Consider the following 25,460-nt stretch of genomic DNA (forward strand, 5'->3'; position numbering starts at 1 on the left):
CGCTCAACAGCTACCTGCGCTGGCTGCCGTGCGTGTTCGACCCGGCCGCCGACAAGCGCCAGTGGTACACGCAACTGATGTTCGCGCAGCATGCGGCGAACCTCGCGCCGGTGTGGGGCCGCAGCCAGGGAACCGGCAATCCGGGCATCACGTTCTTCAACCGCGGCGGCGGGCCGATCACCTTCGACCCGCTGAACCGGCTCGACCGGCAGATGAACGCGCACTTGTTCTTGTTCGGCCCCACGGGCTCGGGCAAGTCGGCCACGCTCAACAACATCCTGAATCAGGTGACGGCGATCTACCGGCCGCGCCTGTTCATCGTGGAGGCTGGCAACAGCTTCGGGCTGTTCGGCGACTTCGCCACGCGGCTCGGCCTCAAGGTGCATCGCGTGAAGCTCGCACCCGGCGCCGGCGTCAGCCTCGCGCCGTTCGCCGACGCGCACCGGCTCGTGGATACGCCCAGCCAGGTGCAGACGCTGGATGCCGATGCGCTGGACGAGGACCAGGAGCCCGCAGTGCAGGCGGCGAGCCGCAGCGAAGAAGTGGACGAACAGCGCGACGTGCTCGGCGAGCTGGAAATCACTGCGCGGCTGATGATCACCGGCGGCGAAGACAAGGAAGAAGCGCGCATGACGCGCGCCGACCGCAGCCTGATTCGCCAGTGCATCCTCGATGCGGCCCAGCGCTGCGTAGCCGAGCAGCGCACGGTGCTCACGCGCGACGTGCGCGATGCGCTGCGCGAGCGCGCCCGCGACACGTCACTGCCCGAAGTTCGGCGCGCGCGCCTGCTGGAGATGGCGGACGCGATGGATATGTTCTGCCAGGGCGTGGACGGCGAGATGTTCGACCGGCCCGGCACGCCGTGGCCCGAGGCCGACATCACCATCGTGGACCTCGCCACCTTCGCGCGCGAGGGCTACAACGCGCAGCTCTCCATCGCCTACATCTCGCTGATCAACACGGTCAACAACATCGCAGAGCGGGACCAGTTCCTGGGCCGCCCGATCATCAACGTGACGGACGAAGGCCACATCATCACAAAGAACCCGCTGCTCGCGCCCTACGTCGTGAAGATCACGAAGATGTGGCGCAAGCTTGGTGCCTGGTACTGGCTGGCGACGCAGAACATCGACGACCTGCCCAAGGCCGCCGAGCCCATGCTCAACATGATCGAGTGGTGGATCTGCCTCTCCATGCCGCCGGACGAGGTGGAGAAGATCGCGCGCTTCCGCGAGCTGAACGCGGCGCAGAAGGCGTTGATGCTGTCGGCCCGCAAGGAGGCGGGCAAGTTCACCGAGGGCGTGATCCTCTCCAAGAGCATGGAAGTACTGTTCCGTGCGGTGCCGCCCAGCCTCTACCTGGCGCTGGCTCAGACCGAACCGGAGGAGAAGGCCGAGCGTTTCCAGTTGATGCAGCAGTACGGCATCGGCGAACTGGATGCCGCTTTCAAGATCGCCGAGAAGATCGACCGCGCCCGCAGCATCGAGCCGCTAGCGCTCGATGCGCTGGCGTGACGGGGAGTCCACGATGCGCATCCCTCGCTTCGCGCCGCCCCGCACCGTCCTTGTCGCCGCGCTGCTGGTGGCCGCGGCCCTGACCACGGCCGCGTGGCTCGCCCTGCGGCCGCCGTCGCCGCCCGCCGAGCCCGCTTCTCCTTCGGCAGAAGCAACACTTACGCCGGCAACGGCACCAGCCGGCCCGCCCTGGCGCTATGGCCGCGCCGATGCGCGCTTCACGGTGGTCGAGTACGCCGACCTCGAATGCCCGTTCTGCCGCGCGTACTTCGCGGTGCTCAAGCGCTGGATCGACGCGCACCCGGAGGTGAGCTGGCAATGGCACCACCTACCGTTGCCGTTGCACGAGCCGGCCGCTTCCGCCGGTGCGCGCCTGGTGGAGTGCGTCGGCGAGGCCGGCGGCCAGGCCGCGTTCTGGCAGGCCGTCGAGTGGGTCTACATGCACACCCGGGGCAACGGCCAGGGCCTGCCCGAGGGTCTGCGCTATCCCGACCTCACGCCGGCCGCGCAGCAATGCCTCGACAGCGACCGCCCCGATGCGCTGATCCGCGCACAGTCGGCGAGCGCGGCGCAGGAGGGCATCAAGGTCACGCCCACGCTGCGCCTGCAGGATCGCCAGTCCGGCAAGACGCTGCTGCTGCACGGCCCGGTCGAAGGAGATGCCTTGCTGTCCGCGATCGACCTGCTGGCGGCCAGTGCAGCGGCCGAGCCCGCATCGAAGGAAATGCCTGCCGAGTCTCTCGGCGACATGCCCAGGTAGCCACGATCTTCAAGGCTACGACGCGGCCTGGCCGCGCTGATCGACCCCGTTCGCTTCGCATCCCTGGACGCGAACAGCCACTGCGCATGTGGTGGCGGATGCCCGCTCTTCTGCCGCTTGTTCTTCATCGTCCCCCGGAGGGTTTGTCCCTTCCGGGACAGGCGTCCTCCGACTTCATTCCGTGGAGGTTCGCCATGTCCTATGTCGTCGCCGACTCGCGTCCCGAGTCGCTCAGCCTGATCGCCGCCCAGCACGAAGACTGGATTATCCGCCAAGCCATCACCTTGCTGGAACAACGCATCTTCAAGGCCGGCCCGGTGCTGAACAGTCCCGCCGCCGTGCGCGACTACCTGCATCTGAAGCTGGTCGCGGAGCCCAACGAGGTCTTCGCTGTCGTGTTCCTCAACTGTCAGCACCAAGTTCTCGCCTACGAGCCGATGTTCAAGGGCACGGTCGATCAAACCTCGGTGTACCCACGGGTGCTGGTGCAGCGCGCCCTGGCCCTCAACGCCTCGGCGGTCATCCTGGCCCACCAGCATCCATCCGGCATGACCGTGCCTTCGGCCGCCGATCAGGCGCTGACCGACCGGCTCAAGGCCGCCCTGGCGATGGTCGATGTCCGGGTGGTGGATCACTTCATCGTCGGCAAGGGCACGCCGTACTCCTTCGCCGAATCCGGCCTGCTGTAGCGCCGCTGACCGTCTGGTCCCCGCGGGAGCCTCGGCTCCCGCTTTTCTTTCGCCTGTCTGCCCAAAGCGGAGCGCGCGCGGTGCGCATTCCTTGTCGCGGGTGGACTGCGTTCGGCGTTCGACTAGAGCCTTGCTCTCATTCCCAGGACGCCCGCCATGACGGCTCCCTTCTTGAAATCCATCCCGCGGCTGCGGGCCACGCGCACCGCCTGCGCGGGAGGGCTGCTGCTGTGTCTGCTCGGCCAGGACGCATCCGCGGCCGACGTGCTGGTCGTGACCGACAGCCGCCATCCCGTGCAGTCCGCATCCGGCGCGCGCGTGATCGAGCTGGACCTGCCCGAGCGCATCGAGGCGGAACTGGCCGCGGGCCTGCCAAACGACCCCAGCCGAGCAGCCGCGCTCGTGCAGCAGCGCTTGCGCGATGGCGGCCAGGCACTGCAGCGCCGCATCGGCAGCGCCTATCAGGGCGTCGCCGATGCCTGGGGCCTGGGTATCGCCAAGGTGCCTGCCGTGGTGGTCGATCGCCGCTACGTGGTCTACGGCGAGCCCGATGTCGCGCGTGCCGTGGCCCGCATCGAATCCCACCGGAGGGCACAGCCATGAACCGCCTGCTGTCGGCGTCGTCGCGCCGAGCCCGCCTTGCCATCGCTTCGGTGCTGCTCGGCGGCGCCGCTTCGACGTTCGCGCTGAACACGGCCACCATCGTGTCCTCGGCCCTGTCGCCCGACTGCCTGGAATACCGCGTCGTCGGCATCTGCTACTGGCTGTTCTGCACCTGGACGGGTTGCACGGTGCGCACCTCGGTGAAGGTGCGCCACTACGTGCCCGACGCCGTGGTATCGAGCTACAGCAACACCGGCGAGAACCCGTGGATCGAGGTGCGCGCCATGAGCATGCCCAACCCCACGGCGCAGGCCGGCGGCGACGGGACGACGAACCACGACAACGAGAACAGCCTGGCGAAGTTCAAGAACGCCGACGTGATCGGGCATCCCGGTGGTTCGGTGTTCAGCCAGTTCGCCAGCGCTTCCGGCTACGCGTGCCAGGGCGCAGGCGCGGCCTTCATGCCGTACCTGCTGAGCACGCTGGACACGCTGGCCTGGCGCTACAACGTGCCGGAGATGGTGTACCCCGAGGCGCTGATCCCCGGCATGCGCGAGATCGGCGGCCGCACGACGCTCAACCTGTGGGGCAACGTCTATCCGCGCGGCGGCTTCCTGCACCAGACCGACGACTACAAGAGCGGCGCCGTCGTCGTGCAGCGCGCGGGCGATGTGGTCACGCGGCGCATGCAGCCGCATGTCTACCAACCGCTGCTCGCGAGTTCGAGCGACGGCTACTGGCCGGCCGGCGCCCTCATGGAGAGCGATGCCTCCACGGGCAAGTGGCAGGAGCTGACGCCGACCCTCTCCAACTCCTGCGCGGTGTTCCCGCACAGCAATACGCGCGTGCAGGCCCAGCAAGGCGACTACGCCTGGGCGCTGTGGCGGCCCTATGCCTGCTGCCAGCGCCGCGGGCAGGTCTTCCTCGGCAGCGTCGATTTCCTCTGAGGTGTTCCCATGAAAGCGTCTCTCTCCCGTTTCGCACAGCGCGCCAGGCCCTACGCGCTCAGCATCGCGCTCGCCTGCGCCGTCACGGCCGCAGCAGGCGTCGCCTGGGCGCAGACCCGCATCACTCCCACCGGCGTCGGCGTGAGCGGCAGCGTCATCGGCGACGACGTGCTCTACAGCATCGGCGGCGGCCGGGCCGTGTCCATGGGCGGCGCCGGGAACATGCAGAGCATCGGCGTGGGCATCGGCTGGAACAGCAACCTGATCTGCGGCGACATGAGCATCACGACGACGCTGCAGAACCAGTTGAACGGCATCACCAATGGCTTTCAACAGATCATGAGCAACGTGATCCAGAGCGCGACCAGCGCGGTCGCCTCGCTGCCGGCGCTGATCATCCAGCGCGCCGATCCGGGCCTCTACAACCTGCTGACCAACGGCGTGCTGCAGGCTCGGCTCGATTTCGACCGCAGCAAGTTGACGTGCAAGGCAATGGCCAACCGGATGGCGGACATGGCCGGCGGCCAGGCCGGGTGGGATCAGCTCGCCGAAGGCTTCGCGCTGCGCGATGCGGTGAGCAGCACCGATGCGGTGTCCGCCGTCGAGCAGGCCGAATCGAACAAGGGCAACAACGGCGTGCCCTGGGTGGGCGGCGGCAACGCGGGCGGTTCGGGCCAGGGCTCGATCAAGGTGGTCGGCGACGTGATCCGCGCCGGCTACAACCTGCTCAACAGCCGCGGCGTTATGGACACGTCGTCCATCCCGCGCGCCTCCTGCGGCAACCGGCTGACCTGCCAAACCTGGTCCTCGCCGCAGGCCGCCGCCGACTTCGCAACCCGCGTGCTCGGCGAGCGCGAGCAACGCACCTGCGAGACCTGCACCAAGACGCAGACGACGCCCGGCGTCGGCCTCACGCCGGTAATCCAGGAAGAGTACGAGACCAAGCTGCAGGCACTGCAGGAGCTTGTGACGGGCGCGAAGCCGACGACGGTGGCGAACCTCGAAGCGGCCGGCAGCAACTCGCTGCCGATCACGCGCGGCGTGATCGAGGCGCTGCGCGACGAGCCCGATCAAGACCTGCTGGGCAAGCGCCTGGCGTCCGAGGCCGCGCTATCGAGCGTGCTGGAGAAGGCCCTGCTGTTGCAGCGCACGCTGCTGACTGGCAAGAAGGAGCCGAACGTCGCCGCCAACGAGCTGGCCGTGAAGGCGGTCGATCAGGAGAACACGGCGCTGGAGCAGGAGATCAACAACCTCAAGACCGAGCTGGAGCTGCGGCGCACGCTGGCCGCCAATTCGGCGATGGCGATCGTGCAGCGCCACGGCACTCGCGCTGCGGGCTCGCGCGGCATCTTCGAGGGCGACACGACGCGCGACCGGCTCAAGGAAGTGCAGAAGCCGCGGAGCGGGCCATGACCAGCCGGGCCTGGCTGCGGCCGGCATGGCTGCTCGGCCGCCGCGTCGGCATCGTGCTGCTGTGGGTGCTGCTGGTGGCGGGCATCGCGGTCGGTGTGAACGTCGTCGGCCTCCATGTCGTCGGCAGCATCGACGGCTGGGAGCAATGGCTGCGCGAGCACTCGGGCCACTTCCTCGTCTGGCGGCTACTGCTCTACGCAGCGACGGCCTACGGCTGGTGGTGGATGCGTCGGCGCCTGCGCGAACGTGAGCCGTCGGCCGAGACCCATCAGCGCCTGCTGCGCGTCGAGATCGCGGCCGTCGCCACCCTCGTGCTGCTCGAAGGCAGCCAGCTACTGCGCAATGGCTGAGCCCCGGAGAACGCCATGACGCTCAACACAACGGACTACCTGGAGTATTACCTGACCCTGGTCGGGTGGATCGTCAGCAACGGCATCTGGAGCATCCTCGTGGCCAGCGGCGTGTTCGCGCTGCCGTTCGTGGTCATGGTGGTGCAGGAATGGCTGCGCGCGCGGGCCGAAGGCGCGGACGAGGGCAACAAGGGCGTGCTGTCCTCGATGCGCATCGAGAACCGCGTGTGGGTGGCGATCGTCGTCATCCTGTTCGCCGGCATCCCCTTCATTCCGGTCGACCTCAGCACCATCAAGTTCGACACGACGCGCTCCGCGCAATGCCAGGTCAGCGTCCCGCAGCCCACCGACACGGGCTGGTCGAACGCCTACACCACGCTCAACAACCAGAGCGCGCTGGTGCCGGTGTGGTGGTTCTTCATGCACGCCATCTCGAAGGCGGTGACGGGCGGCGCGGTGGCGGCGATCCCCTGCGGGACGGATCTGCGTCAGATGCGCATGGACGTGGATGCCACGCGCATCGATGACCCGGTGCTGGCCCAGGAGGTCGGCGACTTCGTGCATGACTGCTACGGCCCCTCGCGCGCCAAGCTGTTCATGTCTCGGCCCACGCTCTCCGACGAGCAGATGAACGACGTGACCTGGATCGGTTCGAGCTACTTCCTGAACAACGCGGGCTTCTACGACACCTACCACTCCAACACGCCACGCACGGCTTGGCCCTACGACGCGACGCGCGATGCAGGGCTGGCCCAGGTGGATAGCGGCGGGGGCTACCCCACGTGCCGGCAGTGGTGGTCGGACGGCGGCAGCGGCCTGCGCGCGCGCCTGCTGGCCCAGGTCGATCCCGACCTGCTGACGCGCATCGGCCGCTGGGCGGGCTTCCTGTCGCAGAGCGAGGTAAACGACTCGGTGATCCGCGCCGTGGTCTCGCCGCGGCAGCAGAAGATGAACCAGGGCTCGGTCTACACCGACTACGGCGGGCAGATCGAGAAGACGCTGCCCAACGTCGTGACGCGCGGCGCCGGCGACCTCGGGCTGACCATGGGCTCGCTGGGCTTCTTCCCGGCGATGGACGTGGTGCGCCAGGCGCTGCCGATGGTGCTGTCGCTGCTCAAGATGGCGCTGGTGATCTGCATCCCGCTGGTGCTGGTCTTCGGCACCTATGAGCTGAAGGCGCTGGTCGCGGTGAGCTGCGTGCAGTTCGCGCTGTTCTTCGTGGACTTCTGGTTCCAGCTCGCGCGCTGGCTGGACAGCACGATCCTCGACGCGCTCTATGGCTGGGGGTTCGGCGCGAACCGGCCGCACAGCAACTTCGATCCGCTGATCGGCCTGAACAACGCCTTCGGAGACATGCTGCTGAACTTCGTCATGGCGACGATGTTCATCGTGCTGCCTACCTTCTGGGTGGCTGCGCTGGGCTGGGTAGGCGTGCGCGCCGGAACGGCAATTCAAGGGCTGGCGGCAGGAACCAGGGACGCCCAAGCTGCTGGCGGCAGGGGTGCGGGTGTCGCTATGAAAGCAGCGAAGTAACGCCTCTAGGCTTGCTCGTCTTCTGGATCGTGGGGGTCGATCCGGTAGTCGTCATGGGTGTAGAGGCCGTACCCGGCAGGGCCGTATCGCCATTCCGGCTTGTGTTCCTCGTCGTAGCTCCCATCGTCGTTGCGGACTACCCAGGCGCCGACCAGCGCGAACGCAAGCAACAGCGCCAGCCAGAACGCGGTGTAGAGCAGGACACCGATCGCAGCGAGCTTGACGGCCAGCAGCGCGGCCTTGGCAATGCCAGGCGCCCATCCCCGCGCGAGCAGCCAGCCCTGCGCCCGCCGATCCAGACGCGCGCAGCTTCGCCACGCCCGGCCCAGTGTCCGGCCGAGGCGTTCTGCGAAGGTGGTCTGTGCGGCGGTCTTCATGGTGGCTACCTCATGTTCATCCTGTCGTGTGGCTGTGATCCCTGTCCATATCGCGATTGAATCCTGTGCAGTTCTTCAACCGCGGCCTAGCCTTTGTCCGTTGCTCGCCAGTCGGCCTTGCTTGCGGCCACCAGCGCCGCCCAATCGTCCGGCGGGTTGCCGCGGCCCAACATCTTCTCGAACACCGCATAGGGATCGGACTTGCTGCCCGCCGACCGCAAGGTCTGCTCGTCGTTGACCCAGGCGAACACGATCGCCTTGGCCTTGGAGTCGTAGCGGAAGAACAGCCGGAACCGCCGCCCGATCTTCGCGCGCCGCCAGTGCCGGTAGGCCGGCCCCAAGGTGTTGCCCTGGCGGAATTCGTCGCGCGCGGGATCGCTCGGCACGGCATCCATGATCAACTGGCTCAACGCCCGGAACAGCTTGACGTTGCCGTTGCTCTCGAACCCCTGCGGGTCGTTCTGTTCGGCCCGTTCCGCGGCCGCGTGCAGCTTGCGCAACTGCTCGATCACGCCCTCGTGAAACAGCAGCGTCCAACCGTGCCGCTGCATCAGAGCGCCACTTCGCCTTCGATGTCTTCATCGAGGTTCACCGCGTGGTGCGCGTTGGCCAGCATGGCCCGCGCCAGATCGTCCGGCAGGGACTGGACGTGTCGCCCGGCCCGGATGTCCGCTTCCAGCAGCCCCAGGAAAGCGCCGATGGCCGGGTCTTCATGGTCGGCGTCGGCGCGGGTCACGACGACTTCGCCGCCGCGCAGGTCGAACGCCACCTTGCCGCCGGTGTCCACGCCCAGCGCCTGCCGGATGGACTTGGGCAGCGTGATCTGACCCTTGGAGGTCAGTGTCGCGACTTCGTGGATTTCGGGCATGGCGGCACTCCTGATGGCAATGCCTGAATGGTAAGGAAATTTCCTTACCTTGTCAATCTGGGTGTGCATGGTGCTCCGTCCGGTCGATGAAACGGCTCCATCGTAGGAGCGGCACAGCCAGCCTTCCCGTATCAATCCGACTTGGGCCAAACCCGCATTGGTTGTGGTCTGGCAGGCGTCGTTGCCCTATATCCAAAGGTTTCCGTAAAGGCCAAAGGGCTGGGGAAGGGGCAAGGGAATGGGGCCAAGGGGAAAGGCCCTACCCAAAAAGGCCAAAAGGCTCTCCCGACCGGCCCGCCGTCCGGGGTTCGCCATGCTCTCGCTGTTCCAACGCAAACGGGTGCCGCCCGCCGCCAGTGCGCCGACGCCCAAACCTTCCGCCGAGCCCGGCAAAGGGCTGATGCGGCCGGAGCCGGCCGCATCGCTGCTGGCGACACCCCGCCGGCAGAAGCTGCTGGAACACATCTGGCAGCGCACCTCGCTCTCGCGCCGGCAGTTCGCCACGCTGTACCTCGCCCCGCTGGAACGCTACGCCGAGTTGGTCCAGCAATTCCCCGCGTCGGAGGCCCATCACCACGCCTATCCGGGCGGCATGCTGGACCACGGCCTGGAGATCGTCGCCTACGCGCTCAAGCTGCGGCAGTCGCATCTGCTGCCCGCCGGCGCCACGCCGGAGGCGCAAGCCGCCCAGGCCGAGGCCTGGACGGCCGGCACCGCCTACGCGGCGCTGCTGCACGACATCGGCAAGATCGCGGTCGACCTGCACGTCGAGTACGCAGACGGCACGGTCTGGCACCCCTGGCACGGTCCGCTGCGGCGGCCGTACCGCTTCCGCTACCGCAGGGAGCGCGAATACCGGCTGCACAGCGCCGCCACCGGGCTGCTCTACGCCCGGCTGCTCGATCCGGGCATCTTCGACTGGCTCGCCGGCTATCCCGACCTCTGGGCCGCGCTGCTGTACGTGCTGGCCGGCCAGTACGAGCACGCCGGCATGCTCGGCGAACTGGTCGTGCAGGCGGACCAGGCATCGGTCGCCCAGGAACTCGGCGGCGATCCGAGCAAGGCCCTGGCAGCGCCCCGGCACGCACTGCAGCGCAAGCTGCTCGATGGCCTGCGCTACCTCCTGAAGGAAGAGTTCAAGCTGAACCAGCCCCAGGCCTCGGATGGCTGGCTGACCCAGGACGCGCTCTGGCTGGTGAGCAAGACCGTCTCGGACAAGCTGCGCGCGCATCTGCTGTCGCAGGGCATCGACGGCATCCCGGCCAGCAACACGGCGGTGTTCAACGTGCTGCAGGATCACGGCATCGCCTTGGCCACGCCGGACGGCAAGGCGATCTGGAAGGCCACCGTCACCAGCGATGCCGGCTGGTCGCACAGCTTCACCTTTCTGAAGCTGTCTCCGGCCATGGTCTGGGATGCGGCAGACCGGCCGGCACCGTTCGCGGGTCGCGTGCAGGCCGACGAGGAACAAGGGGCGCTGACGCCACAGGCACCGGCAGCCGAAGCGCCGGGCCTGGAAAGCGCCGATACCGTGCCACCGAGCACCGCGCCGACCGCGCCCGTGCCCGCCGGCAACGGCGTGGCTGCGCTGCTCGATCTGCTGAGTGACACGGCCCCACCCGTAGCACCGGAGCCCCCGAGCGACCCCGAGCCGGCCTCGCCACCGTCGCCTACGGTGCTGCCGCAGGTGAGCCCCGCGCCAACTCGGGATCGGCCGGAGCCTTCCGGCGAGCATTTCATGGCCTGGCTGCGTCAGGGCATCCAGACGCACAAGCTCATCATCAACGACGCCAAAGCCCTAGTGCACAGCGTCGCGGGAACGGCCTACCTGGTGAGCCCCGGCGTCTTCCAGCGCTACGCGCAGGAACATCTGCAAATCGCCGCACTGGCGAAACCGGAGAACCTGGAGGGATGGCAGTGGGTGCAGAAGCGTTTTGAGAAACTGAGTCTGCACCGCAAGCAAGCCAGCGGGCTGAACATCTGGACCTGCGAAGTCACGGGGCCGCGCAAATCCAGGCGACTGCACGGCTACCTGCTGAGCGCTCCCGAAGCGCTGTTCCAGGAAATGCCTCCGGACAATCCATACCTGCGCCTCCTCACCGAGGCCGTAAAGCGCGAAAATTCAGCCGCCGGTAATAAGAACGACAACGAACAGGGGTAGACAAGGGGCCACGGCGCGGGCCGGCTTCAGTCCGCAGACTTGGGCGGAGCCGTCTCTCCCAGCTTGGCTTCAGTCAGCGCCATCAAGTGGGCAGAACTGCATTTCAGCGCACGGGCGATTTTGAGAATGAGGGGGAGCGTGGGGACATGCTCGCCACGCTCGATCTTTCCCATGTGCGAACGCTCGATTCCTGACAGATGGGCCAGCGTTTCCTGGGCGATGCCTTGACTGGTTCTTTCTTCGCGCACGGAGGCCCCAAACGCGATGGCTGGTTCCGCTTCGTAGGTTGTTGTGCCGGTGGGCCGGCCTCTCTGAATCGAACGCTTTTGCATTGCCAAAAGCGTCGAGGATTGACACGATATAAACCACGTTAAACTTAACTCACGAGAAGCGACTTCATCGGTCGCCGCGAGTTCACTGCCTGGGGGAACTGGACGTGAAATCGAGCGATGCCTCCACTGAAATCCGGGTGGCTGTGCTCGGCGAGTGGGTGCCTTCACCGCTTGCCGACTTGCTGGCGTTACAGCGCGCCGAAGAGCCAGAGACCGCCACTGCTTTGATCGGATGCAGTGTCACGGCGCAGGCGCAGGAACTGCCGCACGATAACTTTGACCTAGCCCTGTCCACAGCCGCCTGGGAGTGGCCGGGCTGGGTGTGCGAACCGTTGTGGCATGACACGCTGGCGGTCGCCGTCGCCAAGCGCTCGCACCTGCTGTCTTACCGTGAAGTGCCTCGCCAAGAACTGCTCAAGCAGCCGTTGATCTGCGCGCAGTCAACGGCCGACGAGCCGTGGCACGCGGTGGCGCAGCGCCTGTTCGAGGACGAACTGCGGGGCCGCGAGCAGGTGGTCAGCACCTTCGACATGGCCATGACGCTCGTTGCAGCGGGCTACGGCATCGCCTTTGCCCCTGTCGCAAGGCTGGCCAGCTACCTGTGCCGAGGCATCGCCGCGCGGCCGCTGGCCGGCTCACCGGCCATCGTGATGGCCTATCTGCTGCGTCCCTGCACGTCCTTGACCGAGCCCCAGGAGCGATTCGCGCGCCGCGCCCGTTCCGTGTCCTGATGAGGGGCGCAGCGCAAGGCTACTATGCGAACCCCACCACCTTCTCCTGATCCCACTCGCTGGCCTTCACGCTCGTGACCACGGCCATGATGATCTTGTCGAGATTGTTGGCGGTGGCGCCCTCCAGGGCCGAGCGGCCGCGCAGCATCGCACGCGGCTGCAGCAGCGCGTGGTAAATCTGCCAAGGGTCCGCGCCCCGGCTCAGCTTCATGACGGACTGGACCAGCTCGTGTTTGAGCGGGTCGAGGTGCCAGTCCGGCACCCGCTGGCCGCGGTTGCCCAGGTTCAGTGCCAGCAGGTTGCCCGCCTTGATCTCGTAGCTGATCCACCGGCGCGACTTGCCCGCCATCTTGGCGAACTCGACGACCGGAAGGTTGTGCGGCGACTCGAAAACATCGACGAGTTCCATCCGCTTGCGTTGAACGTCGGACAGTGGCTGCTCCATCACCGAGCGCGGCGCCGTGACCGCCGGCAGCCGCTGCGCCGCGGCTGACACCAGCGGCATCGCATCGCCAGGCTTGGTCACGAGCAGGATCGGCGTCGTCGCCGCCCTGGGCGGTGCGCTGTCAGCGGGATCGCCCCCGATGGCGGGCACGCCTTCCAGGTGAATGGTGAGCGGCATGCTCGCCGCTTCGACCATGTTCTGCTCAAAGAGGTCGAGGCGGTCGGCCCAATCCTGCATCATGCGGCGGCGCTGCTCCACGTACTCGGCGTGGTTGTACGTGCTGCTGACCTTGTTGGGATCGACGTGGGAGAGTTGCGCGTCCACCCAGGCTTTCGGATAGCCGAACTCGTTGAGCGCGGTGGACATCGTGGCCCGGATGCCGTGCCCCGTCAGCAGGTCACGGTAGCCCATGCGCTTGAGCGCGCCGTTGAGCGTGTTCTCGCTCATGCGCTTCTTCAGGTCGTTGTCGTGCCGGAGCAGATAGCGCTGGGCCGGCTTGAACTCCTCCAGCATGTGCCGGACGATCTCGATGGCCTGCACCGACAGCGGCACGATGTACGGTGGAATGTCCTGCGGCCGCTGGCGCTTCCTGCGCATGTCCACCTGCAACTGCTTCACGACGTCGGGCGGGATGATCCACAACCCCTTGTCGAGGTCGAACTGATCGGGCGTCGCCAGCCGCAACTCGCCCGTGCGCACGCCGGTCAGGCACAGCAGCCGCAATCCAAGCTGGGTGCGCAGCCTGCCGCGGTACTTGCGCAGCCGCTGCAACAGCTTCGGCAGATCCTCCATGCGCAGGAACGGGTTGTGGTTCACGGGCGGCAACGGCACGGCGACCACATCGAGGTCGGACGCCGGGTTTTGCTCCAGCCCCGGCACGATCACCAGCGCGTAGCGGAACAAGTGGTTCAACCACGTCCTGACCTTCTCGGCAACGGAGAGCGCCTTGCGCTTCTCGATCTTGGCGATCACGTCCAAGAGGTCGGAGCGCTTGATCTCGTAGATCGAGCGCTTGCCCAGGTAGGGCAGTACATCCTTGTCGAAGACGCGCGGGAGGATGGAGTGCGTGGTCTGCCGGCCCTTCTTGAGGCTGAGCGCGCGATGGGCAAACCACTTCCTGTAGATGACCTCGAAGGTGTGCTCGCCGGCGAGCTTGACCGCGGCGCGCTTCTGCTTGCGGTGAACACGGGGATTGATGCCCTTGGCGACCAAGGCGCGCGCCTCGTCGCGCAGCGCGCGGGCTTCGAGCAGCGATACCTCGGGATAGGTGCCGAACGACATCCGCTTGGGCTCCTTGAGCCAGTAGTAGCGGAAGTGCCAAGTCTTACCTCCCGTCGCTGCAACAGCGAGGGAGAGGCCCAACGTGTCGGGGAGGGTGTAGTCCTTGCCGGTGGCTTTGGCGCGTCGAACGGCCAGGTCGGAAAGTGCCATGCTTCTAGCTCCTGAACGTGAGTCAGGAACTCGATGCTGGTCACATCACCTGCGCGCCTCTACAAACAATCCGGAAGCGGTCGTGCCCGCAAAAATGGACACAATCATGGACATAAAAGTCCTGGCTTCAGGCGGATTTCCGTGGACGACAGCAGAACATCAAAGAGAGAAAAAAACCGTTGCGTGACAACGACTTGCAAACTCTCTTGGATTTCAGCGGACCTCCGCAGAAAGATGCAGTGGAGCGGGCGAAGGGAATCGAACCCTCGTCATGAGCTTGGGAAGCTCAGGTAATGCCATTATACGACGCCCGCTCGGATGGGTTTTGCGGCCAGGGCGCCTTTTTACCAGATGCGCGGCGGCAGGTGAAGCCCGGGGCGGGGTTTTTGTTGATTTCGCTGGGTTTTTCCGCCAGGGGAGCGGGGCTCCCCGTGGCGGTGGCGGTTAGCTGGCGAGGGCGGCGAGGGGGACGCTGGCGCCGTTGGGCTGGGGGCGGTAGATCGGGTTGAGCGGCTGCGTGCGCTGCGGGCGGAGGAAGGCCAGCAGGGCGTCCTGGGTCTGTTGCCAGGCGGCCTTGTGCTCGACGTCGATGAAGTGGCCGGCATTGCGGATGGTGTGGAATTCCGCGCCGCGGATCAGTTGGCCGAACTGGCGGGCTTCGTGGGGCGTGGTGTAGATGTCCAGCTCGCCGTTCATGAACAGCACCGGGATCTCGATGCCGGCGAAGCTCTCGGTATAACTATCGGCGTTCAGGCGCAGCACTTCGCGGATATGGAAGTGCATCTGGTGGTATTCGTGCTCGTCCAGGCTGCTGACGTGGCGGAAGTTGTAGCGCTTGAACAACTGCGGCAGGTAGCGGCCGATGGTTTCGTTGACCAGGTTGCCGATCTGGGTGCGATCGCAGGCGGCGAGGTAGTCGAGGCCGCGATGCAGGTAGTCGAGCATGGCCGGGTTGAGCTGAGGCGAGAATGAGTTGACCACCGCCCTGCGGATCCGTCCGGGACGCTGCGCCAGGGCCAGCAGGGTGGCGACGCCGCCCCACGAGAACGACATCACTACCTCGGCACGGAAGCGTTCGATCAGTTCCAGCAGGATCCTGGCCTCGCATTCCTTGCTGATCGGCGTGTGGTTTTCGTTATGGGGTTTGGACTGGCCGGCATACGGCTGGTCGTAGAGCACCACGTTGTAATGCGGCTGCAGGTACTTCACGGTCTGGGCGAAGGACGCTGTGGTCGACAGCGAGCCGTTGACCAGGATGATGGTCTGCTGCGCCGCGGGGTTGCCGTAGAACTCGGTGTGAATCCTGTATTGCCCGTGGATCTCGATGATGGCTGTTTCCGGCCTCATGTCGCTTCCTCCTGGAATCGTTCGATGGGAACGCGGCGACCTGCTTGTCGCGGCGAATACAAAATGCTCATGGGCAGATGAAAGCGCCTCCCAATGACAGTTGAATGTCATTCGGATGGATTTGATAAACTTTTGATTTTCAACGACTTACAGGCAAATAGAGAGCGTCCGAAATCCTCTCGGATTTTGGCGAAGCGGCTATTGGCCGGGCAGGAAAGGCCGGCGCCGAAGCGCGGGCAGTCACGCGGGCTTTCTTGGAAGTCGTTTGTGACTGGTCAGTCACAACGTGAGCGTCAGTTAAGCAGCCGGCGTGCCGGACTGCAAGCCCTGTTTCGCTTTTGGATGGGGGAAGGGGGGCTGGAATCCGACGAAATGCCGCGAGGCAAGTACCGATGCTGCGATTTCGGGATGCCGGGAAGGAAAGGGACGGCGCGGCCGCCGCCCCGGCGGTTCATTTGAGCAGGCTGGCGATGACTTCCGGCGTACGCGCCGCACGTGCCACGGCGCAGCTCTGCGGGGCGAGGAAGCGCGAGGTCTCCAGCCACTTCGGCTGCGGATAGTAGGCGAACACGTAGCTGCCGCGCTTGAGGGTGTTGATCAGCCGGGCGGCCACGGCCGGGCGTACCGCAGGGCAGCCCTGGCTGCGGCCCAGGCGACCGAGCCCGGGAACCACCCTGGGATCGGCGTAGGCAGCGGAATGCATGACGATGGCGCGTTCTTCGCTCTTGTCGTTGAAGCCCGGCTCCAGGCCAACCAGGCGCAGCGACTGGCCGTGCTTGCCGGTATAGAGCTGGCCGGTCTGGAACAGCCCGATCGACGACTGGTAGCTGTTCGGCCGGTTGGAGAAGGAGGTGGCAAGGTCATCGCCGCTGTTCTTGCCGTGGGTCACCCACTCTTCGAAGAGCAGCTTGCGGGCCTTCAGGTCGAATACCCAGAGACGCTTGTCGCGCGACGGCCGCGAGTAGTCGATCACCGTCAGCAGGCCGTTGTCGCCGCCCTGGCTGGCACTCGCGCAAGCATAGGCGGTAAGGGCCAGTTCGAGGGTCGGCAGGCTGGCCTGGGGAGCGAGTTTCTGCAGGTCCTTGGCGGAGGGAAGTGGCATGGCGAATACCGGCCCGCTGGCCAGTGCGCAAAGGGTGGCGCCCGCCAGGCTCAGCCTGCGCAGGGCGGCACGGAGGAAGGTTGGCATACGAGCAGTATTCCCATCGGTTCAGTGTGGTTTTTACCGGATGAGAGGCATTGTGCTCGATTTTTGAACAACTTGCCGACTACTTTTTAAGCGATTTCGTCGGATTGTTCGGTGTTTCCGTGGCGATCACCGTGAAATCGGAGTCGCTGTGGGTGTCCCGGGTCGAGGCCCAGTCGGTGATCACCAGGGTGCTGCCGACGTCCATGGCACCGAGCATTTCGCGGACGAAGGTCGGGTCCATGCGGATCTTGCCCAGTTGCTCGGAGGGTGTCAGGCCCTGTCCCGGGTTGCTCACCTGGACCACCGACCAGCGCAGGTTCGGCGAGGTCTCGCTGATTTCTTCCGGGGTCGGCTTTTCCAGCAGCGAGAACACCGCCATGCCGGTTTGCGGGCGTGCCGGCAACTGCACCGGTGCGGTGCCGATGCGCTGGCCGCCGCGATAGACATAGGCGCGCTGGTCGGCGCGGCTGATCAGCACCGACAACGGACCGCGTTCCGCGCCGGGGTCGTTCCAGGCGATTTCTCCGGGCTCCACCGGCAGCGTCACCGGTCGCCCGTCCGCTACCGTCGGTGCCAGCAGGCCGGGGTGGTCGACTTCCTTCGGCGCGCTGCTGGCGTTGGAAATGATTACCGTGGTGGAGCTGAATCCGGTGATGCCGTAGAGCTTCTTGGCGAACGCCATGGGCAGGCGGATGCAGCCGTGGGAGGCGGGATAGCCGGGCAGGTTGCCGGCGTGCAGGGCGATGCCGTCCCAGGTCAGGCGCTGCATGTAGGGCATGGGCGCGCTGTTGTAGAGGTCGGACTTGTGGTCGACGCTCTTTTGCAGGATCGAGAACACTCCGGTCGGGGTCTCCCGGCCCTTCTTGCCGGAGCTGAGGGTGCTGACCCCGATGGCGATACCGTTGCGGTAGATGTAGGCCTTCTGTTCGGTGAGGCTGACCACGATGGTCACTGGTCCCTGCGGGGAAACCTCCGGGTACCAGAGGTACTCGCCGGGCTTCATGCTCTTCAGCCGCGCCTTGATGTCGGCCGGCGGCAAAGGCGCGTTCGCTGGGCTGGCGGGCGCCGCGTGGAGGCTGCCGACGGCGAAGGCCAGCAGCAGTACGGCAAGGGATCTTTTCATTGGCGCTTTCTCTTGCTCCATGCGGGAAAGGCTGTCGCTCCGACAGATGCCATTCAGCTTAGCGTCGCTCGCGACGGCCGGCCAAACCCCTGCGGTCCGGCCTCTTTCGGTGGACAGGCGGCGGGCGGCGGGGTTTCACACCGAACAGATTTCTTCAGCATTCAGGGGGCGCCAGGCACCCGGCGGCAACTGTGGGTCGAGACAAATATCGCCCATGCGCTCGCGGTGCAGGCGCAGCACCTTGTTGTCGAAGTGGCCGAACATGCGCTTGACCTGGTGATAGCGGCCTTCGTGCAGGGTCAGGCGGGCGCAGCGTGGGCCGATCGGTTCGAGCTGCGCGGGGAGGGTGACCAGGTCTTCGAAGCGGAAGTGGAGGCCGGCGGCGAAGGCATCCACGTAGCGTTGGTCGATGGGCGCCTCGGTTTCCACGTAGTAGACCTTGTCGCGCCGGCTGCCCGGCAGGGTCAGGCGGCGCGACCACTGGCCATCGTTGGTCAGCAGCATCAGGCCGGTGGTGTTGTAGTCGAGACGACCGCCAATGTGCAGGTCGTCGCGCAGGTCTTCCGGGAACAGGTCGAGGACGGTCGGGTGTTGCGGGTCGCGGGTGGCGCTGACGCAGCCCATCGGTTTGTGCAGCATGTAGTAGCGCGCCGGCTTGCCAGCCTGGAGCAGCCGCTCGTCCAGTTCCACCCGGCTGAACACCCGCACCTCGTGGGTGCCGTCGCGCACCACCTGGCCGTCCACGCGCAAGCGTCCACCGGCGATCAGCATCTGCGCGTCGCGGCGGCTGAGTTCGGGCAGGTTGGCGAGGAAGCGGTCCAGGCGCATCAGTCGTCGGCGTCGGGCGGCAGCAGTTGCGCGCAGCGTGGGCAGAGGCAGGCGCGGCGGCGCAGCTCGGCGGGAATCCGCTCCAGCACGGCCGCATCGATCTCCGTGGTGAAGCACCAGCAAGCCTGGGTGGCGCTAGCGGGATAGGCCAGGGTGCAGCGGTTGGATTGCTGGCACAGCGGGCAGCGGCCTGGATCGATTTCGCTGTTCATGGCGCGGTGGATGGCTGGCGGGTGCCCAGGGTGCAGGGCCCGGCGCGCGGATGCAAGCATCGTGCGCCAGGCGGGGCGTTTCAGCGGCGAACGGCGTTGGTGATCCAGGGCTCCAGGCGCTGGCCGAAGCTGAGGTGCAGTTCCAGCGGCGCTAGCCGGTAGTTTTGTTCGTCGACCTTGGCGAATACCGCGTGCCATTGTCGTGGCACGTTGATCGCGGCGAGGTCGGTACGGCTGATGTAGCCGCCGACCAGCGTCCTGCCTCCGTCGACCGCGGACCAGGGACGCACCCGGCCCTTGACGATGGCGTAGCGCTGGCGCTCGGGGTAGCGCTGGCGCAGGGCGGCCAGGTCGAGGCCGGCGTCGACGATGAACAGTCGACTGGCCTCTCCCTGCTCATGCTTCAGTTGGTGGCGAGCGGCTTCCATCTGGCTGGACAGCATTTCGTCCTTGGGCAGGGCCTTGCTGCGGGCGCTGGCCTCGGCCAGGCGCTCCTCGGCCAGGCGTACTTCGCGGCGATAGGCCGGGCCGTCGAGCTCCAGGACCAGCAGCACCTGTTTTTCCTGTTGGCGGCGGTAGCGCCGTACGCTCTCTTCGTCGAGCGCGTCCGGGATGCTGAAACCGAGGGCGCGCATCTGCTCGGGCGGCAGCGGGGGAGCGAGGTCACTGGGCGGCTCGCTGCTCGGCGAGCGAAGCTCCAGGCGCAGTTCGACGCCACTGTTCTCTTCGCTCCAGAAACCGTAGGACCAGTTGCGCTGGAGCTCGCGCTGGCTGAGCACCAGCTTGCTTTCGGCCTCGCCGGACCGGTTCCAGGCGACGCCACCGAGGGCGGCCAGGTTCGCCGCCAGCAGCAGGAGGCTGCCGGCGATCAGGGCGTTGCGACGGTTGCGATTCATGCGTCAGTCCTCGCGGCGATGCCCAGGGGCGTGCGCAGGCGGCGCAGGACCAGCAGGATCAGCAGGGCGCTGAGGCCGAGCACCAGGAAGAACAGGTACTTCGGCATCGCTTCCCACCACCAGTCGAAGAACTTGGTGTAGAGGAAGATGACGAAGAAGGTGATCCCGGTATTGCTCACGTCCGCCCAGTTGCGTCGCGCGCCGAGCCAGATCACAAGGGCGGCGGCGACGAAGCCGGCGACCTGGTAGAGCCCCTCGATGAGCGCCGACGGTAACGCCAGGTAGCTGCCTGAGCCCCAGTTGGCCAGCACCAGCATCGGCAGGAACAGGCCGAGCAGGGCGAACACCCGGTAGATCACGGCGAAGCCGCTGAAGTTGCGCTGCTCGAAGCACAGCGGCACGGCGAAGATCAGCGCGGCGGCGGGGAAGAAGTTCTCCGGTCGCTCGCCTACGCTCAGCCAGTAGCCGCCGCCCCAGGTACCGACGCGCGCGGCGATGAAACCCATCACGCAGAGGATCGCCGCCGCCAGCAGCAGGCGGGCGTTGCACAGGTAGGCCAGGAGCAGGGCGTAGAGCGCCCAGGGCACCAGCGCCAGGTCGCTGGGGGTGACGTTGAATATCTGCCCGAGCATGGTCAGGTCGAGGACGAAGCAGGCGAACGCGACCATCGCCGCCAGCTTGCTGAAGTAGCCCGAGGCGTCCTTGGCCTGGACCCAGAGCGTGGCGAAGAACGCGGCGAAGGCGCTGCCGATCAGGATCGCCACCTGGGCGACGGTGGGGAACAGGCCCCAGAAGCGATAGAACAGCAGGAACACGCTGGCGGCGAAGGCCAGGGCGCCGAAGAACGAGGCTACCCGCATGCCCAGCGAAAGTTGCTGGCTGCGCAGGTCGTGGTCGATGTCGAAACGGTCGCGGTAGCTGTCCAGCAGGGCCAGGTGATAGTCGGCGAGTTGCCGGGCCTGGGCCGGTTCGAGGCGGAACGCCTGCTCCTGGTCGAGGCGTTGCAGCTCGCGCTGGAACACCAGGATGTCGTTGGCGCGCTGCTGTGCCTGGGCGCGGTCGATGGGTTGCATGCATGCTCCTTGAGCGGTTCCGGCGGGGCCGGCAGTCCTTGGTCCGCGCACTCTACCGAGAAACGCCGGCTGCGGTCACGTTCTGGAGGCCCGTGTCGTTGGTCGGATTCAGGGAATTTCCGTTTTTTCCTTCGGTCTCTATTGCAGCCGGGTTGCAACCGCCGCAACCGGCTTCCCGCTCCATCGGGATCTTGTCCAGGCGTGGTTCGGCTGCGTTCTGCGATGAAGGAGAATGCTGATGGTCATGCGATTGTTCGGGCTGCTACTGGCGGCCTTCCTGATGAGCGGTTGCAGCGTTCGGGTGCCGGGCGCCTACGTCGAACTGGATCCGTTCGACGATGGCTACTACGGCTACGATCGCGGCGGCCCGCCCCATTGTCCTCCGGGCCACGCCAAGAAAGGCTGGTGCTGAGCCCACTTCCATTTCCCGAGTCTTCACGTCGTATGCGCGCCTCGCGGCGTCGCCGGTCGTCCGGCCGGTCGGCAGCGGGGCCGCAGGAGGCTGCCATGTGGCGCACATTCCTGAGAGTCCCGCTTCTTCTGCTTCTCGCCAGCCTGGGTGGCTGCGCGGTGTATGACTACGACTACGATGACGGCGATTGGCGCCACTATCGCGGCCAGCCCTACGGCTACGCCTACGAAGTGCCGCGCTATCGCGTGTATGACGATGGCTGGCGCAGCGAACGGCGCTACTACTCGACGCGCTACTACGACCAACGCTACTACCCGGCGCCACGCCGCTACGATGGCCACCGCGACTACCGGCGCGAGCAATATCGCTACCAGCAGCGCTACCACGAATCGCGCCCGGCCCATCGTGGCGAGCGGCATCCGGGCAACTGGCAGCGCGGCGGCCAGCCGCAATGGCGCGGGCATTCTCCGCAACGCTGGCAACAACACGGTCGGCAGGATCGTCCGGGACACCAGGGCCAGCAGGGCGGGACACCTCGCTGGCGCAACTGAGGTGCGCAAGGAAAGGCGGCGCCTGCGGGCGCCGTCGTGCTTTCCAGTCGAAAGTGCGGACCCTCTTGGCGCATTTGCTCGGCACACTCTGCCGATACCGAAACGAGGAGGTTCCCATGAGTCATTTTCTGTCGTTCGCCAAGGGCGCCCTGGCGATGTTCTGGCTCGTCGCGCTGGTCAACCTGGCCTACCCGCTGGGCGAGTTGCATCGACCGATCCTGCTGTTGTCCGGCGTGCTGGTGCTGGTCCATGCCGCCGAGATCCTGCTGCTCAACGGGCGTCTCAAGGCGCGCCCGGCACCTTGGCTGGAGCGCCTCCAGGTGCTGCTGTTCGGCGTCCTGCACCTGCGTAGCCTCGGCTGATTTACCCAGGCTTTACTCTCGCCGCGGGCACCGTCCGCGCGCCGCGCAGTCCGATGTGCAGGTTCCGGAACAGGCAATCCTCCCGCATCCGCAGGAGAGGCCGGAACCGCACAGGAGGCGCCATGCGTCGTTTGCTTTCCCTGCTGATCCTCGTCCTGCCGCTGTCGGCCTGCGTGGTCTACGACCGCAACGACCACCGGCATCGTCCCGACTACCGCTACGAGCGCTATCACGACCGCGACCGTGACAACCGCGGGCGCGACTGGAACCGTTCCTGGCAGGAGCGCCGCGACGACGCTCGCTGGCGCTGAGCCTCAGGTGGCGGCGAAGCGCCGGTCCTGTTCCAGCACCCGCTCGACGAACACTGCCGCGGCCGGCGACAGGCTGCGGCCGGCGCGGCTGACCAGACCGTAGGCGGAGCCCTTGGCGCGGGCGGGCTCGGAGCCGGCGGGCCAGGGCAGCAGCGCCAGGCGGCCGGCCTCGACGTCGGCGGCAACCACGTCCCAGGGCGCCAGGCTGATCAGCTCGCTGGAGCCGACCAGGCCCTTGAGCATCAGCACGTCGTCGCACTGTATGCCGAGCGGTTCTTCGCGTTGCAGCAGGCGCGCCAGGTCGCCGCGGACTGCCTCGGGCAGGCGCGGGCCGGCCAGCGGGTAGTCGGCCAGTTGCTCGGCGCTCGGCCTCACCAGACGCAGCAACGGATGGCCGGGGCGGCAGAAGAGTACGCCGGGATACTCGCGTAGCGGGTGGATGCGCAACTGCGGATCGCCTTGCAGCTCGCGGATATCGGCGACGAAGAGTTCGACAGCGTCATCCAGCAGGCGCTGGCGTAGGGTCTGCCAGTCTTCGATGAGCAGTACGACGCGCACGCGTGGGTGGGCGCTGGAGAAACCGGCCAGTGCCTCGGGCAACAGCCGTGCGGCGGGGAAGGGACCGCCGCCCAGGCGTAGCTCGCCGCTGTCGAGATTGGCCAACTGGCTCACCGCGTTGTGCAGTGCGCGATGCCCGGCCAGCAGGCGCCGAGCGTGTTCCAGCACCAGCCGGCCGTGGGCCGTGAGGGCCACGCCGCGGCTGCCGCGCTCCACCAGGGTGCAACCCAACTGTCCCTCCAGCGCCTGGATGCTGCGTGACAGCGCCGGCTGGCTGAGATTCACCGCTTCGGCGGCGCGGGCATAGTGGCCGTGCTCGGCGAGGGCGACGAAGTGGCGGAACTGGCGTAGATCGCTCATGCGGACTCCGCATCGAATGTGGACCTGGAATGCATTGGAATTATTGCCGTGCCGCTCGGCATAGTGCCAGCCGAAGCCCACAACAATAAAACGGAGTATCCGATGAGCCGTCTGCTTGCACTCCTGGCGCTCGCCCCGCTGCTCGCCGGCGCCGCCGAAACCACCGCGCCAAAACCGCCCAGTGCCTTCACCGTCGAGGCCCAGCGGCGGGTCGAAGCGGAATTGCCCTTCGCCGACCGCGCCGACTTCGAGCGCGCCGACCGCGGCCTGATCCGGCGCCCGGAGCGGTTACTCATCCGCAACCCCGACGGCAGCGTCGCCTGGCAGCTCGGTGGCTACGACTTCCTCCTCGACGGCAAGCCTCGCGACAGCATCAATCCCAGCCTGCAACGCCAGGCCCTGCTCAATCTCAAGTACGGCTTGTTCGAGGTTGCCGAGGGTATCTACCAGGTGCGCGGCTTCGACCTGGCCAACATCACCTTCATCCGCGGCGACAGCGGCTGGATCGTGGTCGACACCCTGACCACCCCGGCCACCGCCAGGGCGGCCTACGAACTGGTCAGCCGCGAGCTGGGCGAGAGGCCGATCCGTACGGTGATCTACAGCCACGCCCACGCCGATCACTTTGGAGGCGTGCGCGGTCTGGTAGAGCCACAGCAGGTCGCCAGCGGCGCGGTGCAGATCATCGCTCCGGCCGGCTTCATGGAGGCGGCGATCAAGGAGAACGTCCTGGCCGGCAACGCCATGATGCGCCGCGCCACCTACCAGTACGGCACGCAACTGCCCAAGGGGCCGCAGGGGCAGGTCGACATGGCCATCGGCAAGGGATTGGCGCGCGGACCGCTGAGCCTGCTGGCGCCGACCCGCCTGATCGAAGGCGAGGGCGAGGACCTGGTGCTGGACGGCGTGCCGTTCACCTTCCAGAACACGCCGGGTACCGAATCGCCGGCGGAGATGAACATCTGGCTGCCGCGGCAGAAGGCCCTGCTGATGGCCGAAAACGTGGTCGGCACCCTGCACAACCTGTACACCCTGCGCGGTGCCGAGGTACGTGATGCGCTGGGCTGGAGCAAGTACATCAACCAGGCGCTGCATCGTTTCGGCAGGCAGGCCGAGGTGATGTTCGCAGTGCACAACTGGCCGCGCTGGGGCAACGCGGAGATCGTCGAGGTGCTGGAGAAGCAGCGTGACCTGTACGGCTTCCTGCACGACCAGACCCTGCACCTGGCCAACCAGGGCGTGACCATCGGCCAGGTGCACAACCGCCTGCGCCTGCCGCCCAGCCTCGACCAGGAATGGTACGACCGCGGCTACCACGGCTCGGTCAGCCATAACGCACGGGCCGTGCTGAACCGCTACCTGGGCTACTACGACGGCAACCCGGCGAGCCTCGACCCGCTCAGCCCGGAGGACTCGGCGGGCCGCTACGTGGAATACATGGGCGGCGCCGAGCGCCTGCTGGAGCAAGCGCGGGCGTCGTACGCCAGGGGCGAGTACCGCTGGGTGGTCGAGGTGGTCAACAGGCTGGTCTTCGCCGAGCCGGATAACCGGGCCGCGCGCGAGCTGCAGGCCGACGCCCTGGAGCAGCTCGGCTACCAGGCGGAGAACGCCGGCTGGCGCAACAGCTACCTCAGCGCCGCCTACGAACTGCGCCACGGCGTACCGCGCGACCAGCCGACGATGAAGGCCGGCAGCGCCGATGCCCTGGCGGCGATGGACACCGGCCTGCTGTTCGACTATCTCGGCGTGCGCCTGGACGCCGGCGCTGCGGAGGGCAAGGCGCTGAGCATCAACCTGCGCCTGCCGGACATCGGTGAGAACTACCTGCTGGAACTGAAGAACTCGCACCTGAACAACCTGCGCGGCGTGCAGAGCGAGGACGCCGGGCAGACCGTGAGCATCGACCGCGCCGATCTCAACCGGCTGCTGCTCAAAGAGGTATCGGCGGTACGCCTGGTCTTCGAGGGCAAGCTGAAGAGTTCCGGCAATCCGCTGTTGCTGGGGCAACTGTTCGGCATGCTCGGCGACTTCGACTTCTGGTTCGATATCGTCACGCCGGCGGCGAAGTCCGAAGGCTGACGACG

At 66.7% G+C, this 25,460-nt stretch carries 28 protein-coding genes and 1 tRNA gene; 15 read left to right on the top strand and 14 right to left on the bottom strand.

Going from position 1 to position 25,460, the window contains the following annotated elements:
- From HMPREF3014_RS20735 to HMPREF3014_RS20770, 8 genes are all read left to right on the top strand, one after another.
- Positions 1–1,514: conjugative transfer ATPase (locus tag HMPREF3014_RS20735; protein ID WP_070753844.1), on the top strand; the 1,514-nt coding region annotated here is incomplete at its 5' end.
- A 13-nt stretch (positions 1,515–1,527) separates the two neighbouring features.
- Entirely contained in the window at positions 1,528–2,274 is a 747-nt protein-coding gene (locus HMPREF3014_RS20740) for a DsbA family protein (RefSeq protein WP_031688392.1), read from the top strand.
- Between the two features lie 194 nt (positions 2,275–2,468).
- Positions 2,469–2,963, top strand: a complete 495-nt coding sequence (radC, locus tag HMPREF3014_RS20745; protein WP_006409205.1) for a RadC family protein — start codon at positions 2,469–2,471, stop codon at positions 2,961–2,963.
- Positions 2,964–3,119: 156 nt separating this feature from the next.
- Positions 3,120–3,566: a TIGR03757 family integrating conjugative element protein gene (locus HMPREF3014_RS20750; RefSeq protein ID WP_031688390.1), complete on the top strand. Its 447-nt coding sequence runs from the start codon at positions 3,120–3,122 to the stop codon at positions 3,564–3,566.
- The gene (locus HMPREF3014_RS20755) at positions 3,563–4,513 is read left to right on the top strand and encodes a TIGR03756 family integrating conjugative element protein (protein WP_006411714.1); all 951 of its coding nucleotides are present in this window, start codon (positions 3,563–3,565) and stop codon (positions 4,511–4,513) included. The genes HMPREF3014_RS20750 and HMPREF3014_RS20755 overlap by 4 nt, the downstream gene beginning before the upstream one ends.
- Before the next feature lie 9 nt (positions 4,514–4,522).
- Positions 4,523–5,926, top strand: a complete 1,404-nt coding sequence (locus tag HMPREF3014_RS20760) for an integrating conjugative element protein (RefSeq protein ID WP_034067815.1) — start codon at positions 4,523–4,525, stop codon at positions 5,924–5,926.
- Positions 5,923–6,276 carry a hypothetical protein gene (locus tag HMPREF3014_RS20765; protein ID WP_006411722.1) on the top strand — a complete coding sequence of 118 codons (354 nt, stop codon included), beginning with the start codon at positions 5,923–5,925 and terminating at the stop codon, positions 6,274–6,276. The genes HMPREF3014_RS20760 and HMPREF3014_RS20765 overlap by 4 nt, the downstream gene beginning before the upstream one ends.
- Positions 6,277–6,291: 15 nt before the next feature.
- Positions 6,292–7,809 carry a conjugal transfer protein TraG N-terminal domain-containing protein gene (locus HMPREF3014_RS20770; RefSeq protein WP_006411720.1) on the top strand — a complete coding sequence of 506 codons (1,518 nt, stop codon included), beginning with the start codon at positions 6,292–6,294 and terminating at the stop codon, positions 7,807–7,809.
- A gap of 5 nt (positions 7,810–7,814) precedes the next feature.
- Here the strand turns inward: HMPREF3014_RS20770 and HMPREF3014_RS20775 are convergent, their stop codons facing one another.
- From HMPREF3014_RS20775 to HMPREF3014_RS20785, 3 genes are all read right to left on the bottom strand, one after another.
- A complete protein-coding gene (locus HMPREF3014_RS20775) occupies positions 7,815–8,186 on the bottom strand; it encodes a DUF3742 family protein (RefSeq protein WP_006411717.1) in 372 nt (123 codons plus the stop codon).
- Positions 8,187–8,272: 86 nt separating this feature from the next.
- The gene (locus HMPREF3014_RS20780) at positions 8,273–8,737 is read right to left on the bottom strand and encodes a type II toxin-antitoxin system YhaV family toxin (RefSeq protein ID WP_006411718.1); all 465 of its coding nucleotides are present in this window, start codon (positions 8,735–8,737) and stop codon (positions 8,273–8,275) included.
- Positions 8,737–9,054, bottom strand: coding sequence for a type II toxin-antitoxin system PrlF family antitoxin (locus HMPREF3014_RS20785; protein ID WP_003454724.1), 318 nt, complete (start codon positions 9,052–9,054; stop codon positions 8,737–8,739). Before HMPREF3014_RS20785 ends, HMPREF3014_RS20780 begins: the two co-directional genes overlap by 1 nt.
- 313 nt (positions 9,055–9,367) lie before the next feature.
- Between HMPREF3014_RS20785 and mobH the strand changes: the two genes are divergently transcribed.
- Positions 9,368–11,215, top strand: a complete 1,848-nt coding sequence (gene mobH / locus HMPREF3014_RS20790; protein ID WP_031688389.1) for a MobH family relaxase — start codon at positions 9,368–9,370, stop codon at positions 11,213–11,215.
- A gap of 26 nt (positions 11,216–11,241) precedes the next feature.
- Here mobH and HMPREF3014_RS20795 read toward each other — a convergent pair whose 3' ends face one another.
- On the bottom strand, positions 11,242–11,547 hold the full coding sequence (locus HMPREF3014_RS20795; RefSeq protein WP_031688388.1) for a helix-turn-helix domain-containing protein: 306 nt from the start codon (positions 11,545–11,547) through the stop codon (positions 11,242–11,244).
- A 104-nt stretch (positions 11,548–11,651) separates the two neighbouring features.
- On the opposite strand from HMPREF3014_RS20795, the gene HMPREF3014_RS20800 reads away from it, so the two are divergent.
- Complete coding sequence (locus tag HMPREF3014_RS20800) at positions 11,652–12,278, top strand: substrate-binding domain-containing protein (RefSeq protein ID WP_006411712.1); 627 nt, start codon at positions 11,652–11,654, stop codon at positions 12,276–12,278.
- 22 nt (positions 12,279–12,300) lie between these two features.
- Here the strand turns inward: HMPREF3014_RS20800 and HMPREF3014_RS20805 are convergent, their stop codons facing one another.
- The 9 genes from HMPREF3014_RS20805 to HMPREF3014_RS20845 form a co-directional block, all read right to left on the bottom strand.
- Complete coding sequence (locus HMPREF3014_RS20805; RefSeq protein WP_006411704.1) at positions 12,301–14,154, bottom strand: tyrosine-type recombinase/integrase; 1,854 nt, start codon at positions 14,152–14,154, stop codon at positions 12,301–12,303.
- A 240-nt stretch (positions 14,155–14,394) separates the two neighbouring features.
- Positions 14,395–14,468 (bottom strand) — tRNA-Gly (locus tag HMPREF3014_RS20810).
- 130 nt (positions 14,469–14,598) lie between these two features.
- Positions 14,599–15,501 (bottom strand): (R)-3-hydroxydecanoyl-ACP:CoA transacylase, encoded by a 903-nt coding sequence (gene phaG, locus HMPREF3014_RS20815; protein WP_003098365.1) that lies wholly within the window; start codon positions 15,499–15,501, stop codon positions 14,599–14,601.
- 451 nt (positions 15,502–15,952) lie between these two features.
- Complete coding sequence (locus tag HMPREF3014_RS20820; protein WP_003085453.1) at positions 15,953–16,690, bottom strand: murein L,D-transpeptidase catalytic domain family protein; 738 nt, start codon at positions 16,688–16,690, stop codon at positions 15,953–15,955.
- Positions 16,691–16,769: 79 nt separating this feature from the next.
- The gene (locus tag HMPREF3014_RS20825; RefSeq protein ID WP_003098363.1) at positions 16,770–17,813 is read right to left on the bottom strand and encodes a L,D-transpeptidase; all 1,044 of its coding nucleotides are present in this window, start codon (positions 17,811–17,813) and stop codon (positions 16,770–16,772) included.
- A 135-nt stretch (positions 17,814–17,948) separates the two neighbouring features.
- A complete protein-coding gene (locus HMPREF3014_RS20830) occupies positions 17,949–18,641 on the bottom strand; it encodes a pseudouridine synthase (RefSeq protein ID WP_003098362.1) in 693 nt (230 codons plus the stop codon).
- Entirely contained in the window at positions 18,641–18,853 is a 213-nt protein-coding gene (locus HMPREF3014_RS20835) for a cysteine-rich CWC family protein (protein ID WP_003098360.1), read from the bottom strand. Before HMPREF3014_RS20835 ends, HMPREF3014_RS20830 begins: the two co-directional genes overlap by 1 nt.
- Positions 18,854–18,933: 80 nt before the next feature.
- Positions 18,934–19,749, bottom strand: coding sequence for a DUF4824 family protein (locus HMPREF3014_RS20840; protein ID WP_003098357.1), 816 nt, complete (start codon positions 19,747–19,749; stop codon positions 18,934–18,936).
- On the bottom strand, positions 19,746–20,822 hold the full coding sequence (locus HMPREF3014_RS20845; RefSeq protein WP_003098356.1) for a DUF2157 domain-containing protein: 1,077 nt from the start codon (positions 20,820–20,822) through the stop codon (positions 19,746–19,748). The genes HMPREF3014_RS20840 and HMPREF3014_RS20845 overlap by 4 nt, the downstream gene beginning before the upstream one ends.
- Positions 20,823–21,054: 232 nt before the next feature.
- Between HMPREF3014_RS20845 and HMPREF3014_RS20850 the strand changes: the two genes are divergently transcribed.
- The 4 genes from HMPREF3014_RS20850 to HMPREF3014_RS20865 all read left to right on the top strand — a co-directional run bounded on the left by HMPREF3014_RS20850 (position 21,055) and on the right by HMPREF3014_RS20865 (position 22,458).
- Positions 21,055–21,234: a hypothetical protein gene (locus tag HMPREF3014_RS20850; protein WP_003098355.1), complete on the top strand. Its 180-nt coding sequence runs from the start codon at positions 21,055–21,057 to the stop codon at positions 21,232–21,234.
- A 95-nt stretch (positions 21,235–21,329) separates the two neighbouring features.
- On the top strand, positions 21,330–21,785 hold the full coding sequence (locus tag HMPREF3014_RS20855; protein ID WP_003114164.1) for a hypothetical protein: 456 nt from the start codon (positions 21,330–21,332) through the stop codon (positions 21,783–21,785).
- Positions 21,786–21,901: 116 nt separating this feature from the next.
- Positions 21,902–22,147, top strand: a complete 246-nt coding sequence (locus HMPREF3014_RS20860) for a DUF1145 domain-containing protein (protein ID WP_003085479.1) — start codon at positions 21,902–21,904, stop codon at positions 22,145–22,147.
- A gap of 122 nt (positions 22,148–22,269) precedes the next feature.
- Positions 22,270–22,458: a hypothetical protein gene (locus HMPREF3014_RS20865; RefSeq protein ID WP_003098351.1), complete on the top strand. Its 189-nt coding sequence runs from the start codon at positions 22,270–22,272 to the stop codon at positions 22,456–22,458.
- A 3-nt stretch (positions 22,459–22,461) separates the two neighbouring features.
- On the opposite strand, the gene HMPREF3014_RS20870 is transcribed toward HMPREF3014_RS20865, so the two are convergent.
- On the bottom strand, positions 22,462–23,376 hold the full coding sequence (locus HMPREF3014_RS20870) for a LysR family transcriptional regulator (protein WP_003098349.1): 915 nt from the start codon (positions 23,374–23,376) through the stop codon (positions 22,462–22,464).
- Between the two features lie 102 nt (positions 23,377–23,478).
- Here HMPREF3014_RS20870 and HMPREF3014_RS20875 point away from each other — a divergent pair, with 102 nt between their 5' ends.
- Positions 23,479–25,455, top strand: a complete 1,977-nt coding sequence (locus HMPREF3014_RS20875; protein WP_003159576.1) for an alkyl/aryl-sulfatase — start codon at positions 23,479–23,481, stop codon at positions 25,453–25,455.
- Positions 25,456–25,460 lie beyond the last annotated feature (5 nt).

The sequence above is a fragment of the Pseudomonas sp. HMSC065H01 genome, from assembly GCF_001815235.1.
Taxonomy (GTDB): Bacteria; Pseudomonadota; Gammaproteobacteria; order Pseudomonadales; family Pseudomonadaceae; genus Pseudomonas; species Pseudomonas aeruginosa.

What these genes read in the sequence shown, in the direction of transcription:
- HMPREF3014_RS20770 (WP_006411720.1), top strand. Translation starts at nt 6,292, where the DNA reads ATGACGCTCAACACAACGGACTACCTGGAGTATTACCTGACCCTGGTC.
- mobH (WP_031688389.1), top strand. Translation starts at nt 9,368, where the DNA reads ATGCTCTCGCTGTTCCAACGCAAACGGGTGCCGCCCGCCGCCAGTGCG.
- HMPREF3014_RS20830 (WP_003098362.1), bottom strand. Translation starts at nt 18,641, where the DNA reads ATGCGCCTGGACCGCTTCCTCGCCAACCTGCCCGAACTCAGCCGCCGC.
- HMPREF3014_RS20775 (WP_006411717.1), bottom strand. Translation starts at nt 8,186, where the DNA reads ATGAAGACCGCCGCACAGACCACCTTCGCAGAACGCCTCGGCCGGACA.
- HMPREF3014_RS20825 (WP_003098363.1), bottom strand. Translation starts at nt 17,813, where the DNA reads ATGAAAAGATCCCTTGCCGTACTGCTGCTGGCCTTCGCCGTCGGCAGC.
- HMPREF3014_RS20780 (WP_006411718.1), bottom strand. Translation starts at nt 8,737, where the DNA reads ATGCAGCGGCACGGTTGGACGCTGCTGTTTCACGAGGGCGTGATCGAG.
- HMPREF3014_RS20765 (WP_006411722.1), top strand. Translation starts at nt 5,923, where the DNA reads ATGACCAGCCGGGCCTGGCTGCGGCCGGCATGGCTGCTCGGCCGCCGC.
- HMPREF3014_RS20820 (WP_003085453.1), bottom strand. Translation starts at nt 16,690, where the DNA reads ATGCCAACCTTCCTCCGTGCCGCCCTGCGCAGGCTGAGCCTGGCGGGC.
- HMPREF3014_RS20805 (WP_006411704.1), bottom strand. Translation starts at nt 14,154, where the DNA reads ATGGCACTTTCCGACCTGGCCGTTCGACGCGCCAAAGCCACCGGCAAG.
- radC (WP_006409205.1), top strand. Translation starts at nt 2,469, where the DNA reads ATGTCCTATGTCGTCGCCGACTCGCGTCCCGAGTCGCTCAGCCTGATC.
- HMPREF3014_RS20845 (WP_003098356.1), bottom strand. Translation starts at nt 20,822, where the DNA reads ATGCAACCCATCGACCGCGCCCAGGCACAGCAGCGCGCCAACGACATC.
- HMPREF3014_RS20835 (WP_003098360.1), bottom strand. Translation starts at nt 18,853, where the DNA reads ATGAACAGCGAAATCGATCCAGGCCGCTGCCCGCTGTGCCAGCAATCC.
- HMPREF3014_RS20870 (WP_003098349.1), bottom strand. Translation starts at nt 23,376, where the DNA reads ATGAGCGATCTACGCCAGTTCCGCCACTTCGTCGCCCTCGCCGAGCAC.
- HMPREF3014_RS20860 (WP_003085479.1), top strand. Translation starts at nt 21,902, where the DNA reads ATGAGTCATTTTCTGTCGTTCGCCAAGGGCGCCCTGGCGATGTTCTGG.
- HMPREF3014_RS20760 (WP_034067815.1), top strand. Translation starts at nt 4,523, where the DNA reads ATGAAAGCGTCTCTCTCCCGTTTCGCACAGCGCGCCAGGCCCTACGCG.
- HMPREF3014_RS20755 (WP_006411714.1), top strand. Translation starts at nt 3,563, where the DNA reads ATGAACCGCCTGCTGTCGGCGTCGTCGCGCCGAGCCCGCCTTGCCATC.
- HMPREF3014_RS20795 (WP_031688388.1), bottom strand. Translation starts at nt 11,547, where the DNA reads ATGCAAAAGCGTTCGATTCAGAGAGGCCGGCCCACCGGCACAACAACC.
- HMPREF3014_RS20750 (WP_031688390.1), top strand. Translation starts at nt 3,120, where the DNA reads ATGACGGCTCCCTTCTTGAAATCCATCCCGCGGCTGCGGGCCACGCGC.
- HMPREF3014_RS20740 (WP_031688392.1), top strand. Translation starts at nt 1,528, where the DNA reads ATGCGCATCCCTCGCTTCGCGCCGCCCCGCACCGTCCTTGTCGCCGCG.
- HMPREF3014_RS20785 (WP_003454724.1), bottom strand. Translation starts at nt 9,054, where the DNA reads ATGCCCGAAATCCACGAAGTCGCGACACTGACCTCCAAGGGTCAGATC.
- phaG (WP_003098365.1), bottom strand. Translation starts at nt 15,501, where the DNA reads ATGAGGCCGGAAACAGCCATCATCGAGATCCACGGGCAATACAGGATT.
- HMPREF3014_RS20850 (WP_003098355.1), top strand. Translation starts at nt 21,055, where the DNA reads ATGCTGATGGTCATGCGATTGTTCGGGCTGCTACTGGCGGCCTTCCTG.
- HMPREF3014_RS20865 (WP_003098351.1), top strand. Translation starts at nt 22,270, where the DNA reads ATGCGTCGTTTGCTTTCCCTGCTGATCCTCGTCCTGCCGCTGTCGGCC.
- HMPREF3014_RS20855 (WP_003114164.1), top strand. Translation starts at nt 21,330, where the DNA reads ATGTGGCGCACATTCCTGAGAGTCCCGCTTCTTCTGCTTCTCGCCAGC.
- HMPREF3014_RS20840 (WP_003098357.1), bottom strand. Translation starts at nt 19,749, where the DNA reads ATGAATCGCAACCGTCGCAACGCCCTGATCGCCGGCAGCCTCCTGCTG.
- HMPREF3014_RS20875 (WP_003159576.1), top strand. Translation starts at nt 23,479, where the DNA reads ATGAGCCGTCTGCTTGCACTCCTGGCGCTCGCCCCGCTGCTCGCCGGC.